The sequence below is a fragment of the Brucella rhizosphaerae genome (assembly GCF_002252475.1).
In the GTDB taxonomy this organism is placed as follows: Bacteria; Pseudomonadota; Alphaproteobacteria; order Rhizobiales; family Rhizobiaceae; genus Brucella; species Brucella rhizosphaerae.
On the sequence record NZ_NNRK01000035.1, the window covers coordinates 258,127 to 274,595 of the forward strand.

Sequence of the window (16,469 nt, forward strand, 5' to 3'; positions counted from 1 at the left end):
TCCCCTTAATAAAGGCAGTGAGGGATGGGCAAACGTGATGCCTGCTGCCTCAGACCCAGCCCTGCAATTCGCGTCGCACGAGCGTTTCAATAACTTTCATGCCTTCTTCACTATCGTTGAGACATGGAATGTGGCTGAAATTTTCGCCGCCGGCCTCATGGAAAGACTCAGCAGCTTCGTGACCGATTTCATCAACGGTTTCAAGACAGTCTACCACAAAGCCAGGATTGAGTACGGCAACTGATTTCACGCCCTGCTTAGCCAGTTCTTCCAAGGTCTCATCCGTGTAAGGCTGGAGCCATTCCTCCGGTCCGAAACGGGACTGGAAGGTGGAGCGGAACTGCTTGTCATCCATGCCAAGGCGCGCACGCAAAAGTCGTGATGTCTCAAGGCATTGCGCGCGATATGGGTCGCCCTTGTCGGAATAGCTTTTTGGAATGCCGTGATAGGAAGCAAGAATTACTTCCGGCTTGAAATCGAGCGATGCCAGATGCTTCTCAATCGACTGCGCCAACGCTTCGATGTAGACAGGCTCCACTTCGTAAGAAGGGATCGTGCGGATTGCTGGCATAAAGCGCTTTTTCATCAGCACTTCAAAGAATTTATCATTCACAGTTGCTGTGGTTGTCGCTGAATATTGCGGATAGAGCGGAAACATGACGATGCGTTCGCAGCCCTGTTTCAACAGGCGATCCGTCACTTCTTCGATTGAGGGCTGTCCATAGCGCATGGCCCAGTCAACAATGACATTTGGCTGATCTTTGAGTGCTACAGCCAGCTTTTCGCCTTGCGCGCGCGTGTAGGTACGCAACGGCGATTCATTCTTTTCGTGGTTCCAGATGCGGTCGTACAGGGCGCCGGAGCGCTTCGGACGCGTGTTGAGCACAATGCCATAAAGGATCGGGTACCAGAAAAGACGCGACCATTCGATGACACGGCGGTCGGAAAGGAATTCGGCCAGATAACGGCGCATCGGTGCATAGCTTGTGCCGTCGGGCGTGCCGAGATTGACAATCAGAACACCCACTTTAGGTTGTTTCGTCCTGCTGGTGTTCAGATTGGCGGTCACTTTATCCGTCTCACTCATGTTCCGACTCCTGCTTTGCCGGAAAACTAGACAAAAACAGGCAAATTACAATCCTAACAATAGGGACGGCAGTCGAATTGTCGGGTAATCGACAAAAGAACCCATGAAAAAACGGCACACGCTAAAAGCGTATGCCGTTATTTTTATCCTTCAGAAGCGCTTTAAGCGCGGCGTGTCAGCGAGAAACGCGAGCCTGCCGAGGAGGTGCAGTTGAGCTGGTTCTGTGAAACCAGCGCACAATTTACACGCGATGAAGTTCCACGGACGATTGAACGCATGTCGATCTCAACGAGCTGTGGCGACTGGTAACGATAGTTACCTTCAGCCAGCTTTTCGTTTGTATCAGTGGAGCGGGTTTCGAAAATGCCACCATTGAAGGAGGAAACGATACCATTAGGATCGGCCCATCTGCCGTCGATGCCCGCTGGTGCACGATCAACGACAGGGACATTGCCACCGCCGCCCGGGCCGGTTGCAACACATCCTGCAAGCGCGAGCGATACGATTGCCGTAGAGCCAATGATGCGGAAGCGTTTCATGTCCATCTTCTCCGTAAGAGTGTTTACCGTGTGATGTATGGAAATTTACACGAATACAAGCCCCTTTGAAGAGGATTATGAGACTGTTGCGCATCTGTCGCAATGAGGATTGCCTGACGAATGCCCGGCAATCCTGACCATTTATCGCACCAGAATATTGCGGAACTGCCAAGGGTCCTTGGTGTCGATATCTTCTTCAAACAGCTTGCCGCGTCCTTCAAGCGGGGTCCAGTCGGTGTAATAGCCTTTGACCGGGCCGAGATAAGGCAACTGCACTTCGAGGCAGCGGCGATAATCCATTTCGTCGGTTTCAACGATGCCGCGCTCAGGGTTTTCCAGCGCCCAGACCATGCCAGCCAGTACTGAGGATGATACCTGCAAGCCGGTTGCGTTCTGGTAAGGAGCGAGCTTGCGCGCTTCTTCAACGCTTAGCTGTGAGCCATACCAATAGGCGTTTTTGTCGTGACCATAGAGAAGCACGCCAAGTTCATCCGAACCATCGAGGATTTCGGATTCATCCAGCACGTGCTGCGCTGGCTGTGCCTTGCCATTGGCGCCAAACATTTCATCCAGCGACAAGATGGCGTCGTTGCTCGGATGATAGGCGTAATTGCAGGTAGGGCGGTATTCGAGCTTGCCCTTCTTGTTGCGGACTGTGAAGAAATCCGCGATCGAAATCGCTTCATTATGGGTGACAAGCAGACCATATTGCGCGCCATGGGTCGGGCACCAGGTGCGAATGCGCGTGCTGCCACCGGGCTGTTCGAGGAAGATCGCTGCCTTGTTGCCCTTTTTCTGCTTACGGGCATTCTTGGGCTTCCAGTTTTCATGGCTGCCCCAGCCAAGCTCAGCCGGCTGCAAGCCCTCTGCGATGAAGCCTTCGACAGACCAGGTGTTCCAGAACGTATCGAAAGGTTTTGGTTCCTTGGCGCGCTGCGTATCGCGTTCGGCGATGTGAACACCCTTCACGCCAGCCTTCTTCATCAGCTTCGCCCAGCCCTGACGATCATCCGTCGCAGGTTCTTCAAAGTCGAGTTTGAGCTCGGTTGCGAGATCGATCAGCGCTTTCTTCACAAACCAGGACACCATCCCGGGATTTGCACCGCAACAGGAAACGGCGGTCGGACCACCGGGATGTTTGCGCTTTTCGGCGCGGACGGTTTCGCGCAATGCATAGTTTGTACGCGAAGCATTGTCGGCCTCTGTATCGAAATAAAAGCCCAGCCAGGGTTCGACGACCGTATCAATATAAAGCGCGCCCTGTTCGCGACTAAAGCGCAGCAAATCAAGCGAGCCGGTATCAATCGACAGATTGACGATGAAAGGCTGACCGCCTCCGTCCTTCAAGAGCGGGCCGAGCACGTCCTTGTAATTTTCAGGGGTGATTGCTTCATTGATGAAGCGGATCTTCTTTTCGTCGAGAATTTTACGGTTTTTCTCGGATGGATCGATGACGACCATACGAGATTTGTCGAATTTGAAGTGGCGTTCAATCAGCGGCAGGGTACCGCGCCCGATCGAGCCAAAGCCGATCATGATAAGAGGGCCGGTAATTTCGCCATAGACTGGCCATTTCGCTTTCGCCATTTTCTTTCTCTCTCCTGCTGCAAGGGTGCAGCGCTTGGCATTGTCACGAGTTGGACAATGCTAATTTGCCACGATAGCACAGGTTCATAGAAAGAAAGAAACGTCACAAGCCTATGACATGAATACGTGTTTAATGAATTTAGATCGTGACCAGTTGCGCGCGGATCATTCCACGCAAGGAATTGCCGACAAGAATGTTGCGCGCTTTGGCAAGCTCATCGACTTTGACCGTCCCCTCCTGAACCACTTCATTGTTCAGAAGTTCTCGTCGCAGCACGCCGTCGAGCAGTCCGCAAGACAGTGCTGGAGTGACGCAAGCGGTACCCCCGATATCGAGAAAAATCGAGGTGATGGTTCCTTCGCAGACCTCATCAAGATCGTTGAGGAGGATGACTTCATCCACTTCCGCCGTCGAATATTCTTCACGGGCCGCGATATAGACCTGACGCCGTGTTGTCTTGTGGCGCAACAGCGGGTCGTCGTGTTTAAGGCGTGTACGCGCAACGGCAATACGCCAGACAGCCTGAGGCTCTAGTGGCACGTAAGGCAGGGCTGCAATTGTAACCAGCCCATCAGGTGCCAGTGTCAGCCGCAGTTTGAGCGGGGTGTCGCCTGCACCGATTTCGGCGATTTTCTGATGCACGGTCTCCATATTGTAGTGGAAACCGAGCTCCCGGGCCGATTTTGCAAGCCGTGCCATGTGCAGATCGAAACGCAGGATGCCGGATAACGGCTCCCAGCGCATTGTTTCGATCAGTTGATAATCGGGTTGCGCATTGCTGGCACTTGACCCGTCGCGAACCGCGCTTTCAGAAGACATTCCTCATACTCCGCTTGCGCTGTGGAATCGAAGACCACACCGCCCCCGACATTGAAAATCGCACGATTTTGGCTGTGAAGCGAGAGCGTTCGGATGGCGACATTGAATCGCATACGCCCGCCCGGTTCAATCCAGCCCAATGAACCACAGTAAATATCACGTGGCCCGGTTTCCAGTTTGCGCAGAATTTCCATGGCGCTGATTTTGGGAGCGCCCGTGATGGAGCCGCATGGGAAAAGGGCTGTAAAAAGCGAACGGAGTGAAACATTGGCTTTCAGCTTCGCTCGCACCCGGCTGATCATCTGATGGACAGTTGGATAAGTTTCCACCCTGAACAGTTCCGGCACATCGAGCGTTCCGACTTCGCTCACCAGTGAAATATCATTGCGCAAAAGATCGACAATCATGCGGTTCTCCGCCTGATTCTTTGGATCGTGCATCAGAAACTGTCGATTGTTCTCATCTTCTTCAGATGTCGCCCCGCGTGGCATGGTGCCCTTCATCGGGTGGGTTTCGATCCAGCCGTCATTATCGACTTCAAAGAACAGTTCCGGCGAGCGCGATAAAACGATTGGCCCACCCAGATCACAATAGGTGGCATAGCGGACCGGTTGGCGCTTTGCGAGTGCGTTGAACAATACGAGCGGGTCGCCGTCCCATTCAGCATGAACCGGGAAGGTCAGGTTGCCCTGATAGCAATCGCCGGCACGAAGATGCTGATGCAGTTTTTCAAAGCGCGGCGCATAGTCCTCGAACGACCATTGCGCGACGGGCTCGTGCAGATGTGTGATGTTGTCGTTGCAGCGATGATGCAGGCTTGTATCCGCCGGACCATCAAAGACACCAAAGCAGAGGAGGGGCGCTTTCCGTCCGTCAGGCAGGAGTGACTTGAGTTTTGGTTCAAGCAGATAACCAGCCTCATAGGAGAGATAGCCTGCAAGCCACTTTCCTTCCTCATGGGCGCGTTGCATCGCTTCCCACGCGGTATCGAATTCTTCCGGCCTATCAGCACGGATGATTGCAGAAGGGGTCGTGAAGATAACTTCACGACCCGCCTTGTCATCTCGAAACAAAATAAGCGGTTTGTCTGAAACCGACAATGTCACGTCAGTGCTCAGTCTTCCATGGCTTCAAGTTCATCGATAATGCCTTCAATCACCGACAGGCCCTTGCTCCAGAAATCCGGATCGGTTGCATCAAGGCCGAAAGGCGCCAGCAATTCCTTGTGATGCTTGGTACCACCGGCTTTGAGCAGGTCGAAATACTTCTGCTGGAAGCCTTTTTCCGAATTCTGGTAGACGGCATAAAGCGAGTTTACCAGACAATCACCGAATGCATAGGCATAGACGTAGAACGGCGAATGGATGAAATGCGGGACATAGGTCCAGAAGGTCTCATAACCCGGGTTGAGGTGGACTGCATCGCCAAGGCTTTCGCGCTGCACATCCATCCAGATTTCACCGATGCGGTCTGACGTAAGCTCGCCTTCCCGACGTTCTGTGTGGACACGGCGCTCGAACTGATAAAAGGCGATCTGGCGCACGACCGTATTGATCATGTCCTCGGCCTTCTGTGCCAGCATAGCCTTGCGCTCACGCTTGTCCTTCGTCCGCTCCAGCAATGAGCGGAAGGTCAGCATTTCGCCGAACACAGATGCGGTCTCTGCCAGCGTCAGCGGTGTTGAAGCCATCAGCGCACCCTGTTCACCAGCCAGAACCTGATGCACGCCATGGCCGAGCTCGTGCGCAAGCGTCATGACATCGCGCGGTTTGCCCATATAGTTGAGCAGCACATAAGGATGGGCAGACGGTACGGTTGGATGTGCGAAGGCGCCCGGAGCCTTGCCTGGACGAACCGGCGCATCAATCCAGTTTTTGTCGAAGAAGTCTTGCGCAATCTGCGCCATTTCGGGTGCGAAATTGCCATAAGCCGAAAGGACTGTTTCGCGTGCTTCATCCCATGAGATCAATGCCTGCGGCGTTTCTGGAAGAGGCGCATTGCGATCCCAGTTCTCCAGCTTTTCAAGACCGAGCCACTTGGCTTTCAAGGCATAATAGCGATGTGAAAGGCGTGGATAGGCATCTTCAACCGCCTTGGCCAGCGCATCAACGACATCACGTTCGACGCGGTTCGCAAGGTGGCGACTGTCGGCAATATCTTCAAATCCACGCCAGCGGTCGGAAATTTCCTTATCCTTGGCAAGCGTGTTGGTGATCAGGGTAAAGGTGCGCAGGTTTGCGCCAAAGGTCTTAGCAAGTGCTTCGGACGCCTTTTTTCGCACTGAACCATCGGAATCCTGCAGCAGATTAAGCGTCTGCTCAATGGCCAGTTCTTCGCCATCGATATCAAAGCGCAGGCTCGACATGGTTTCATCGAACAGGCGGTTCCATGCGCTATAGCCAGTGATCGACTTCTCATGGAAAAGCTGTTCGAGCTTGTCTTCCAGCTCATATGGCTTGTCGAGACGCAGATCTTCCAGCCATGGCCGATAGTGACCAATTGCTGGGTTGGCAGCCATCGCCTTTTCCAGAGCCGCATCGTCGATACGGTTGATTTCAAGGCTGAAGAAAATGAGTGGCGTGCTGGTATCAGTCAGTTTCTGCTGCACATCGCCAAAAAGCTTCATGCGCTGGGGATCGGTCGTGTCGCCATAGTAATAAAGGCCTGCGAAGGATCCGATACGCCCCATCAGCTCACTGAGCGCTTCGTATTCCTTGATGGCATCAGCGAAATTGCCACCATCGGATTTTGCAACCTCGTCTCCGAGTTTGCCCTTCCAGCGCGTTTCAAAGTTTACCGCATCCTTCGCTGCTTTTTCGAGGTCGGCTTTTAGCTCTGTGCTATCGGCAGAAGGATAAAGGTCGGCCAGATTCCATTCCGGCAGATTTCCAAGATTGGGCTTCTTGGAGGCCCCGGCATCCCCGGCTGGCATATGAAGAGTAGCGTCCAACATGGCGGGCTTTGAAAAACGGTTCATCGCATTGGTCATTGGCATTCTCCTGTTGCCCCCTTCTCGCATGTCTTTTTCGTGGCGCCAAGAGGGCACGCCTGGGCTCGACCGGCCGACTATTCTGAGGATGACGGGGGAATGTCTGTGCATCGGGCTTGCATTAATCCGGAACGATGCTCCAAATGATATGCCTGAAATATGACACATACTAAATATTGGGATGTTCCGGCACATAGACCACTGGTAGTGAAGCATCCATGAGTACGCGTATTCTTATAGCGGATGATGATCCGATACAGCGCAGGAGCCTTGAAGCGGCCGTATTGCGCATGGGGCATCGAACCATCCTTGCGGATGGCGGAATAAGTGCGCTCAGCTTTATCGGCAATCGCAAGGATATCGCTCTCATACTTCTCGATTTGACCATGCCGGATATGGATGGTTGCGCAGTTCTCACCAAAATGCGGGAAGCTGGCATCAATATTCCTGTCATTGCTCTTGTACAGAACGACGACATGGAAAAGGCGATGCAGGCGATCAGGCTTGGTGCGGTCGATTTCATGACCAAACCTGTCGTCGTCGAGCGGATGCAGGTTTCCGTTGCTAATGCTTTCAAGCTTGATTCGCTGACACAAGAACTCAAGCGAACCCGCTCGTCTCAGAAATCGCATATTCTGCTTTCCGAGATGGTAACGAAAAGCCCGGAAATGGAAAAGGTGGCGGTCCTTGCGCGCCGCGTAACGCCTCTGGATACGCCGTTGCTTATCGAGGGAGAAGTCGGAACAGGCAAAGAAACGCTCGCCCGTGCCATCAGCAGTGGCGGTACTCGCTGGCAGGGCCAGTTTGTTGCGATCGATTGTCGTTCTCTTGCGAAGGGCAATGCCGACCAGATCCTGTTCGGACAGCTGGGCAGTCAAAGTGCTTTGAAGCCGGACAACACACCTATCCAGATTGCAGGCAAGCTTGCGGAAGCGCAGGGCGGAACATTGTTTCTGGATGAGGTGAGCGCCTTGCCCTATCGCACCCAGCTTCGCCTGTTCGAACTTATGCAGGCATCGCAGTATGCGACTGCCACAGACGGCAGTGTACCTCTTTCCGATACACGTATTATTGCATCGAACAGTCAGGCGATGGCCGAGCTTGTGCATATGGGCCGATTTCATCCCGGCCTCTATCATCTTATTTCGTCGTTCTCGATCGAAGTGCCATCACTGAGAAATCGCCTCGAAGATATTCCAATTCTTGCGCATCAGTTTCTGATGCACTTTGCGGGCGAAGAGCGGCTTGGTCATATTACCGGCATCACGCCCTATGCTTTGGAAAGCCTCAAGAGCTATGATTGGCCCGGCAATGTGCGGGAGCTTAAGAACGCAATCTATCACGCCGTGCTTTTGTGCGATGAACATGCGCTGACGGTGCGTGACTTCCGCCACATGGGTGAAGGAAGTGCGTTCGCTGCTCGCGCAAGCGCGTCCCTGAATTCAATTTTAGCCGACAGTCCATCAGCGCAGGATAAAGATAATTTCGGCGTGGGATCGATAAGCGGGATTACGCCTGAAGGAGAAGTTCGCACGCTTGCTGCCACCGAAGAAGAGATGATCCGCTTCGCTATCGCCCATTACGATGGCCAAATCAGCGAGGTCGCGCGTCGTCTTGGGATCGGAAGAACGACACTTTATCGAAAATTGAAGGAATATGGCATCGATGTGGCGTCGATAGCTGGCAAGGGTCGCTACGACGCAGATGACGATAATGATGCCGATCAGGACCGTGTTATGAACGGCTAAAAGGCACTTAAATTATTGAAATTTATTAATTTATAGGCCGCCACCTGTCGGTGTTGCCAGAATGTAAGCATCGACGAAGATTGTTAATAGTTTATTTACCATGACGAAAATAGATGCACCTGTGTGGCTTTTTTGCCATGGTGTTTCCTCATTTGTTGTTCACTAAGCGTCCATTAACCATTAAATCCGACAATCAGGGTTCAAGCATATTCGTTTCTCGAACTCTGATACGGCCCTTAGGGCGGACAACACGGTAAGGCGATATAATTCAATGAGCAGGATATCGACCATTAAAGCGCGCTTGACGAAAGTATGGACTGGATTGTCAGCTTCCGTATGTCGGGTTCGTTCTTCTGTTTCCGTATCTTTGGTTGCAGCCGCAGTCGTTACGGTATTGGCGCCGTCGCAGGCTTCTGCCGAAACCCGTACGCTCAGACTTTATTATGTCCATACCGGCGAAAAAGCAGAAATCACCTTCAAGCGGGACGGACGCTTTCTGCCTGATGGTTTGAAGAAGCTGAACGTGTTCCTCCGCGACTGGCGTCGCAATGAACCGACCAAGATGGACCCGCGTCTGTTCGATCTGGTCTGGCAGGTTTATCGCTCTTCAGGCTCCAGCCAGTATATAACCGTTGTTTCCGCCTATCGTTCGCCGGCGACCAACAACATGTTGCGCTCGAAAACCAGTGGTGTGGCCAAGAAGAGCCAGCATACGCTGGGTCGCGCCATGGATTTTTTCATTCCCGGTGTTCCGCTTGCAAAACTGCGCGGCATCGGTATGCGCTATCAGATCGGCGGCGTTGGCTATTATCCGCGTTCCGGTTCGCCTTTCGTGCACATGGACGTGGGCAATGTACGCTCCTGGCCACGTATGAGCCGACGCGAATTGCTCGCGCTGTTCCCTGACGGCAAGACTGCCCACCTTCCGGCTGATGGCAAGCCATTGCCGGGCTATGAGCAGGCACTTGCGATGATTGAAAAGCGTAAGGCTGGTGGCGGTGGCGTCATGATGGCCAGCAATGCTGCACCACGTAAGAGCAAGACGCTGTTTGGTGCGCTGTTCGGCGGCGGTGGTGCTGACGAAGAAGAAGATAACGGCAATGATTCCGCGCCCGCTCCGGCGACGGTTCGTCCGGCCCGTGCTGCGCCTGCGCGTCAGGCTCCGGCAGTCGCGCCGCCTGCACCTGTCCAGCAGCCGGAAGCTATGATTGCGGCCTTGCCGACCCGTGCGGCACCAGTGCCTATGCAGGCCCCACGTCCTGAAGCAACCGTTGAAGTGCCACAACAGGCTGAGGAAGTGCCTGTTGCTGCTCTCAATGTTCCGATCCCGGCCCGTAAACCGGCAAACGCCGTACAGGAAGCGATTGCACTTGCATCCGCTGCCCAACCTGGTGATGCTGCTGCGCAAGAGATCGCCGACGCTGGTACTAATCCGCTGATGACCGGTTTCGTTCCAATTCCGTCCATACGTCCGCAGCAGGAAGCCGCTACACAGATTGCCTCTGCTGCTGCAGTTCCGAGTACCCGTCCTGAACGCGACCAGTTGAACCCGCAGGATGCAATTGCTCAGATCGTGAATAACGCTCCTGATGGGGCAACGACTGTCGCCGATGCTGGCAACGCAATTCAGCAGGGTGCCGCCGCAGCTTATCCTGTTCCGAAGGAGGCCCCGCGTGCTAATACGCAACTGGCCATGGTCTCGAAGAAAGATGAAATCGGTGAGCTGATTGCCCCGCCGGAAGATGATTTCGACACCCAGCCCGTGGCATCTGCAAAGCGTGAACCTGCAAAGATTGTGCCAGTGAAGACGGCTTCGATAGCCAGAGCAGTGCCTGCTCCAGCGCGTCAGCATGTTGCAGCCGTTGGCAGTGGAGCCAAGAACAGTGCCCGTTCTTCGGGCAAGGGTGATCGCCACGCCGCCAAGGCAAGTTCGCGTCCAAGCCCTGTTGTGCAGCCGGCAGCGATCCCAGCTTCTGCTGTTGCTATGTCTTCTGATTCCGTTTCGCAGACGGCACCAGCGACCAATCCGAACCTGCGCAATGACGCGATGCGTACCGCACCTGCAATGGTCTACACAGCTGGCTTCCAGCGTGGTGACCTGCCAAGCGAACGTGCTAATCAGTTCAGTGGCAATGCCGTCACCTTCCTGACGGTGGCAAAGTTCACTGAAACCAATTGATCGCTTAACAGATTAAAGAAAAGGGGCCTTTGAGGCCCCTTTTTTTGTTCATGAAATTCATTTTTCTTAGCGCCGAACTGATTCAGTAAGATCAGCCAGATCGGAGCTCTTATTTTTTTGTGCTCCCACGCACCCCGAAAGCCGTTTCGCACTTTTCGGGATGCGCTTTCAGCCTTTTAGACCTGCGGCTTCACTTGCCAGTTTGGTGATGGCGTCCCAGTCGCCTGCTTCAACCAATTCCTTTGGTGCAACCCATGAGCCGCCGACGCAAATAACGTTTGGCAGCGAGAGATAGGTTTTAGCGTTTGCAAGGCTAATGCCACCTGTTGGGCAGAAGAAGGTGCCCGCCAATGGCGATGACATCGCTTTCAGGAAAGGCGCGCCACCCGCCTGTTCGGCCGGGAAGAATTTCAGATGCGTATAACCTTCTTCACGCAATGCCAGCATTTCGCTTGGCGTGATAGCAGCAGGCAAAAGTGGCACATCGCTGTCGTTGGCTGCAGCAATAATGTATTTCGTGACACCCGGGCTCACGATAAAGCGTGAACCTGCTTTGGCAGCATCTTCATACTGTTTTGCATTGAGAATTGTGCCTGCGCCGACGATTGCCTCTGGCACTTCCGATGCAACCGCGCGGATTGCGTCCAGTGCAGCAGCAGTGCGCAAGGTGATCTCGATTGCGGGCAAACCACCTTTGGCAAGCGCACGGGCCAGTGGAACGGCATGTTCGACCTTGTCGATCAGCAATACTGGAATAACTGGTTGGCCTTGCAACACGGGAACGAGAAGATCGGTTTTCTGTGGCATGGGCTTGCTCTTCTGCTTGAAATTGAATGGCTAAAATCGATTTAGAGTGCGCTGGCTTGTTTGTCTACCGTAGCTGCCAGAATGCTGGGCATCAAAACCGATGCGTGGGCATGGCTATTGAGCGCTCAGGCCGCTTGCAACATGTGGCTCAGACTTCTGTTCCATCGCTCAAAGGCTGACGCCATGCGGCTGTCATATTGGTTGCGCGCAAATGCCGGTCCGTTATAGCGACGGGCAAATGTGCGCCAGTCGCGCGCCCGCAGTGTTTCGTGTAACCCGGCCTTTTCAATGAAGCGCAACATCAACCGGACTTGGCCCGCAACGTCGCTGCGCGCTTCTGCAACCAGTTCATCGACATTCTGGTAACCAAGCCAATTCCAGTGTGCGCCCATCACCTGGCCCAGACCCCAGGATGTGGATTCGAGCGCCGCCTTTTTGTGGATCGACATGGCTCGTTCCAGCAGAAGCCAGCGCTCCCGCTGTGTCTTGGGATTGCGTATGCGCCCGGCATCAGGAGCGGATAGCCCCGCCTGACGGGCCTGATCGCGAATGCGGCCCGAAAGCCTGCGGTCGAAGTAATGCCCTTCAAAGCGGATAGCCGGTTCCTTTTTGCCATTGATATCAAAGAGGGCGCGGCCGCCACTTTCCACTTCTGCGACTGCCAGAAGGGCAGCGGCTTCAATTCCCGCGTGACCCGCCATTGAAATGATTGCTGCGAACGTATCGGTGTCAAACATCTGAATTATCCTCTGCAAACTGCGTTTATCGAGGCCAGATTGTCGCTGCTCTGAAGACTAGGGGGATAAATAACTTGAATTTGCCGCGTTCGAGGACTAGTTCGAAGGAAATTTGGAAGAGATCGAACGATGAGCAATCTGCCTTTTACTGTTGCTGCCCTTTATTGCTTTGCGCGTTTGCCGCAATATGAAAGCCTGCGTGAGCCGCTGGCCGAACTTTGCTGCTCGAACGGGATCAAGGGAACGCTGCTGCTCGCAGCCGAAGGCATCAACGGCACAGTTGCAGGCACTCAGCCAGCGATTGAGAAGCTGGTTGCTTACATCACGGCAATCCCGGAACTGGCCAATCCGGAACTCAAATACTCTCATGCCAGTGAAATGCCGTTTTACCGTATGAAAGTGCGGCTGAAGCGCGAAATCGTCACCATGGGCGTTGACGGGATTGATCCGCTGAACAGCGTTGGCACTTACATTGCGCCGAAGGACTGGAATGCACTAATTGCCGATGAAGACACAGTCGTCGTCGATACGCGCAACGATTACGAATATGCAATCGGCACGTTTGAAGGTGCGCTTGACCCGAACACCAAGACCTTTCGTGAATTTCCGGAATGGGTTGAGCAGAACCGCGACAAGCTCGAAGGCAAGAAGATTGCCATGTTTTGCACAGGCGGTATTCGTTGCGAAAAGGCGACTGCATTCGTCAAAGGTCTGGGCTTTGACGACGTATTTCACCTTAAGGGCGGCATTCTTAAGTATCTTGAGGAAGTACCGAGCGAAGAAAGCATGTGGAATGGCGAATGCTTTGTGTTCGACGAGCGCGTTGCTATCGGCCATGGTCTGACCGAAAGCGACATCGAGCTTTGCCGCGCCTGCCGTCGTCCGGTCACCGCTGAAGACAAGCTTTCCAGGTTTTTCGAGGAAGGCATTTCTTGCGCGGGTTGTTATGACGAGCGCACCCCGGAAGATCGTGCACGGTTTGCCGAGCGTGAAAAGCAGGTCAAACTTGCCAAGCTGCGCGGCTCAAGCCACAAGCACATAGGACGCTAACCGCGTTCTTACTTGTTAATGCGCGTCTTTACTCGAAAACCGCTCTACCCTTTTCGGGCACGAGCTTCATTCTGATGCGGTTCTTTTGCCGCATTGTTCCCGTCAGGACTAGCCAAAGCTAAAACACCTCTTTAAGGTGACCTCGTTTTCAGAACGATATGAATTCGTTATGGAAATTTGGGCGGCTTTTGCATGGACGCCCGTGTGAAAAGGGTCTGACGGCATCCGGGTCGCGTTTGCCTCCATCATACCCATCATCGCAAGTCGAAGCATCAAACTGAAACGTGATGCTCGAACAAAACAGCGTCGGATTTCTCCGGCGTGTGATGATGTTTGCCCAAAATTACGGGCACTATGGAGGCTTACAATGAAAAAACTTATCGCCGCATTGCTTATCACAGTTGCCGCTGGTGTTGCTTCGGTTGCACATGCCGCCGACAAGGTTACGGTTTTTGCCGCAGCCAGCATGAAGGATGTGATTGAGGAAGCCGCCAGGCAGATCAAGGCCAAGGATGGTACAGAAGTCGTTGCTTCCTTTGCATCGTCTTCGGTTCTGGCGAAGCAGATTGAACAGGGTGCGCCAGCACAGATTTTCATTTCTGCCGATCTCGACTGGATGGATTACGTCGAGAAAGCCGATCAGATCGACAAGGCTTCGCGCAAGGTGATTGCCGGCAATGCGCTGGTTATTGCGACACAGAAGGAAACACCAAAGGGTGAGGCCAAGGAATTGCTGAACGCTGGTCGTTTCGCAATGGGCGATCCGTCAAATGTGCCCGCCGGTAAGTACGGCAAGGCCGCACTTGAAAAGCTCGATATCTGGAAAGACGTCGAAAAGAATGCGGTCTTCACTGAGAATGTCCGTGTGGCACTGCAATATGTGAGCCGTGCAGAAGTGAAGGCGGCGATTGTCTATGCATCCGATCGCGCTGCAGCACCTGAACTCGTAGAAGCTTATCGTTTCCCGGCCTCCAGCCATGCGCCTATCCTTTATCCGGCAGCTCTGATTGCAAAGAATGAAAGCGATGCCGCAAAGGCATTCCTTGCTTTCCTTGAAAGTGATGCCGGACAGGCTATCATCAAGGACAAGGGTTTTGTCGGAGCTGCAGAGGCTGCTGAGTAATGATGGCCAATAACGATGGAAAGTAATGTCTGGCAGATTGTTGCTCTGTCGCTCCGGGTTGCCGGAATAGCCATCATTGTCGCGCTGCCAGTCGCCTTTCTCGTCGCGTGGATTCTTGCCCGGTTCAATTTTCCGGGCAAGTCACTGGTGCAAGCCGTCGTCACCATGCCGCTGGTTCTGCCACCGGTCGTGACGGGCTACCTGCTGCTGATCCTGTTCGGATCGCGCGGGTCTCTTGGTGCACCCTTGCAGGAATGGCTCGGCCTTTCCTTCTCTTTCCGCTGGACCGGTGCAGCACTGGCTGCCGGGGTCATGGCGTTTCCGCTGCTTGTCCGCCCTATACGTCTTTCAATCGAAGGGTTAGATCGTGGACTTGAAGAAGCGGCGCGCACACTTGGCGCAAACAGGTTCGTCGCATTCTGCACAGTGATTTTGCCGCCATTGCTGCCCGGCATTCTGGCCGGCGCAGTCTTGGGCTTTGCCAAAGCGTTGGGAGAGTTTGGCGCAACCATAACCTTTGTCTCCAACATTCCCGGCGAAACGCAAACGCTATCGCTGGCGATCTATGCATTGTTGCAGACGCCAACCGGTGATGCCGAAGCCTTCCGTCTGATTGCGATCTCCGCAGGCATTTCCATTGCCGCCGTTGTCTTGTCCGAGTGGTTGCAGCGCAGGCTTGCAGGAGAAGCGAAATGAGTGGGCTCGAAGTTTCCGTCGCAGGACGCAACGGCAAATTTGCTGTCGAAGCCGATTTCGCCGCTCGCTGGGGTGTCACGGCATTGTTCGGCCATTCGGGTGCTGGCAAAACAACGTTGCTCAAGATGATAGCCGGGACGCTGCGCCCGGAAAGTGGACGGATAGCCGTTGGCGACTTCACGCTTTTCGATGCTGAGAAGGGCATAAATCTGCCGCCTGAAAAGCGGCGCATCGGCTATGTGTTTCAGGAAGCGCGGTTGTTTCCGCATATGAGCGTGAAGCGCAATCTGACTTATGCGCGCTGGGCTGGAAAGCGGCAGAACACACGCAGCTTCGATGAAGTTGTAAAACTGCTCGGCATCGAACCTCTTTTGGACCGTCGTCCATCAACGCTTTCTGGTGGTGAACGGCAGCGTGTGGCGATTGGTCGTGCGCTTTTGTCTGATCCGGCACTCCTGCTGCTCGATGAGCCGCTTTCATCGCTCGATCATGCACGTCGCCAGGAAATATTGCCGTTTATTGAGCGGTTGCGCGATGAAAGCCATGTACCCATCGTCTATGTAAGCCACGAAATTGATGAGGTGGCGCGGCTTGCAGACGAAATCGTGCTGCTATCGGGCGGCAGAGTGCAGGCAAGCGGCGGGGCGGCTGACATTTTTCCGCTGATCGACGGCGAGAGCGAGGGAGCTGGCGTGTTGCTCGAAGGCACAGTTTCAACTTATGACGAGCGCTACAAACTGGCGGACATTGATCTCGGCGGAAGCACGTTCCAGCTTAGCGACGCGGGTCTGACGCAGAACATGCATGTGCGTCTTCGCGTCCGCGCGCGCGATGTTTCCATTGCACGCAAAGCACCCGATGCGATCAGCATTCGCAACGTGCTGCCTGTTTCCATCACTGCAATCGAAACCAGTGAGGGACCGAACGCGCATATTGCGCTCGATTTTCAGGGGCGTCGTCTCGGAGCCCGTCTGACACGTCGTTCGGTTGATGATCTTGGCTTGGCAGTGGGTGATCGGGTTGTCGCCCTGATCAAGGCTGTTTCGGTTGATCGGGCTGCAATCAGGGAAAAGTAAGGGTGACAATTTTCCTGTTTTAGTCGCGCAT

14 protein-coding genes are annotated in these 16,469 nt (G+C 54.0%); 6 read left to right on the forward strand and 8 right to left on the reverse strand.

Annotated features, from left to right (window positions below):
- Window positions 1-49: 49 nt before the first annotated feature.
- The 6 genes from hemH to CEV32_RS22840 all read right to left on the reverse strand — a co-directional run bounded on the left by hemH (window position 50) and on the right by CEV32_RS22840 (window position 6,986).
- Window positions 50-1,087, reverse strand: a complete 1,038-nt coding sequence (hemH, locus tag CEV32_RS22815; protein ID WP_094579414.1) for a ferrochelatase — start codon at window positions 1,085-1,087, stop codon at window positions 50-52.
- Window positions 1,088-1,248: 161 nt separating this feature from the next.
- Entirely contained in the window at window positions 1,249-1,626 is a 378-nt protein-coding gene (gene omp10 / locus CEV32_RS22820; RefSeq protein WP_094579415.1) for an outer membrane lipoprotein Omp10, read from the reverse strand.
- 141 nt (window positions 1,627-1,767) lie between these two features.
- Entirely contained in the window at window positions 1,768-3,213 is a 1,446-nt protein-coding gene (locus CEV32_RS22825) for a homospermidine synthase (protein ID WP_094579416.1), read from the reverse strand.
- A 139-nt stretch (window positions 3,214-3,352) separates the two neighbouring features.
- Entirely contained in the window at window positions 3,353-4,033 is a 681-nt protein-coding gene (locus tag CEV32_RS22830) for an aminotransferase class IV family protein (protein WP_094579417.1), read from the reverse strand.
- Entirely contained in the window at window positions 3,967-5,133 is a 1,167-nt protein-coding gene (locus CEV32_RS22835) for an aminodeoxychorismate synthase component I (protein ID WP_094579505.1), read from the reverse strand. The genes CEV32_RS22830 and CEV32_RS22835 overlap by 67 nt, the downstream gene beginning before the upstream one ends.
- A gap of 14 nt (window positions 5,134-5,147) precedes the next feature.
- On the reverse strand, window positions 5,148-6,986 hold the full coding sequence (locus tag CEV32_RS22840) for a M3 family oligoendopeptidase (RefSeq protein WP_167382851.1): 1,839 nt from the start codon (window positions 6,984-6,986) through the stop codon (window positions 5,148-5,150).
- A gap of 254 nt (window positions 6,987-7,240) precedes the next feature.
- On the opposite strand from CEV32_RS22840, the gene CEV32_RS22845 reads away from it, so the two are divergent.
- Together CEV32_RS22845 and CEV32_RS22850 are read left to right on the forward strand one after the other, a co-directional pair.
- Window positions 7,241-8,770, forward strand: coding sequence for a sigma-54-dependent transcriptional regulator (locus CEV32_RS22845; RefSeq protein ID WP_094579418.1), 1,530 nt, complete (start codon window positions 7,241-7,243; stop codon window positions 8,768-8,770).
- A 271-nt stretch (window positions 8,771-9,041) separates the two neighbouring features.
- On the forward strand, window positions 9,042-10,949 hold the full coding sequence (locus CEV32_RS22850; RefSeq protein ID WP_094579419.1) for a DUF882 domain-containing protein: 1,908 nt from the start codon (window positions 9,042-9,044) through the stop codon (window positions 10,947-10,949).
- A 168-nt stretch (window positions 10,950-11,117) separates the two neighbouring features.
- On the opposite strand, the gene CEV32_RS22855 is transcribed toward CEV32_RS22850, so the two are convergent.
- The gene (locus CEV32_RS22855; protein WP_094579420.1) at window positions 11,118-11,756 is read right to left on the reverse strand and encodes a 2-dehydro-3-deoxy-phosphogluconate aldolase; all 639 of its coding nucleotides are present in this window, start codon (window positions 11,754-11,756) and stop codon (window positions 11,118-11,120) included.
- 125 nt (window positions 11,757-11,881) lie between these two features.
- Window positions 11,882-12,493: an N-acetylmuramidase family protein gene (locus tag CEV32_RS22860; RefSeq protein ID WP_094579421.1), complete on the reverse strand. Its 612-nt coding sequence runs from the start codon at window positions 12,491-12,493 to the stop codon at window positions 11,882-11,884.
- 129 nt (window positions 12,494-12,622) lie between these two features.
- On the opposite strand from CEV32_RS22860, the gene trhO reads away from it, so the two are divergent.
- From trhO to modC, 4 genes are all read left to right on the forward strand, one after another.
- On the forward strand, window positions 12,623-13,543 hold the full coding sequence (trhO, locus tag CEV32_RS22865) for an oxygen-dependent tRNA uridine(34) hydroxylase TrhO (protein ID WP_094579422.1): 921 nt from the start codon (window positions 12,623-12,625) through the stop codon (window positions 13,541-13,543).
- A gap of 367 nt (window positions 13,544-13,910) precedes the next feature.
- Complete coding sequence (gene modA, locus CEV32_RS22870; protein ID WP_094579423.1) at window positions 13,911-14,666, forward strand: molybdate ABC transporter substrate-binding protein; 756 nt, start codon at window positions 13,911-13,913, stop codon at window positions 14,664-14,666.
- Between the two features lie 9 nt (window positions 14,667-14,675).
- Window positions 14,676-15,362: a molybdate ABC transporter permease subunit gene (gene modB, locus CEV32_RS22875; protein ID WP_094579424.1), complete on the forward strand. Its 687-nt coding sequence runs from the start codon at window positions 14,676-14,678 to the stop codon at window positions 15,360-15,362.
- Window positions 15,359-16,438: a molybdenum ABC transporter ATP-binding protein gene (gene modC / locus CEV32_RS22880; protein ID WP_094579425.1), complete on the forward strand. Its 1,080-nt coding sequence runs from the start codon at window positions 15,359-15,361 to the stop codon at window positions 16,436-16,438. Before modB ends, modC begins: the two co-directional genes overlap by 4 nt.
- Window positions 16,439-16,469: the final 31 nt, after the last annotated feature.

Coding starts and splice junctions, on each gene's coding strand:
- modC (WP_094579425.1), top strand. CDS start 15,359: ATGAGTGGGCTCGAAGTTTCCGTCGCAGGACGCAACGGCAAATTTGCT.
- CEV32_RS22850 (WP_094579419.1), top strand. CDS start 9,042: ATGAGCAGGATATCGACCATTAAAGCGCGCTTGACGAAAGTATGGACT.
- omp10 (WP_094579415.1), bottom strand. CDS start 1,626: ATGAAACGCTTCCGCATCATTGGCTCTACGGCAATCGTATCGCTCGCG.
- CEV32_RS22855 (WP_094579420.1), bottom strand. CDS start 11,756: ATGCCACAGAAAACCGATCTTCTCGTTCCCGTGTTGCAAGGCCAACCA.
- CEV32_RS22840 (WP_167382851.1), bottom strand. CDS start 6,986: ATGTTGGACGCTACTCTTCATATGCCAGCCGGGGATGCCGGGGCCTCC.
- CEV32_RS22825 (WP_094579416.1), bottom strand. CDS start 3,213: ATGGCGAAAGCGAAATGGCCAGTCTATGGCGAAATTACCGGCCCTCTT.
- CEV32_RS22860 (WP_094579421.1), bottom strand. CDS start 12,493: ATGTTTGACACCGATACGTTCGCAGCAATCATTTCAATGGCGGGTCAC.
- CEV32_RS22830 (WP_094579417.1), bottom strand. CDS start 4,033: ATGTCTTCTGAAAGCGCGGTTCGCGACGGGTCAAGTGCCAGCAATGCG.
- hemH (WP_094579414.1), bottom strand. CDS start 1,087: ATGAGTGAGACGGATAAAGTGACCGCCAATCTGAACACCAGCAGGACG.
- modA (WP_094579423.1), top strand. CDS start 13,911: ATGAAAAAACTTATCGCCGCATTGCTTATCACAGTTGCCGCTGGTGTT.
- CEV32_RS22845 (WP_094579418.1), top strand. CDS start 7,241: ATGAGTACGCGTATTCTTATAGCGGATGATGATCCGATACAGCGCAGG.
- trhO (WP_094579422.1), top strand. CDS start 12,623: ATGAGCAATCTGCCTTTTACTGTTGCTGCCCTTTATTGCTTTGCGCGT.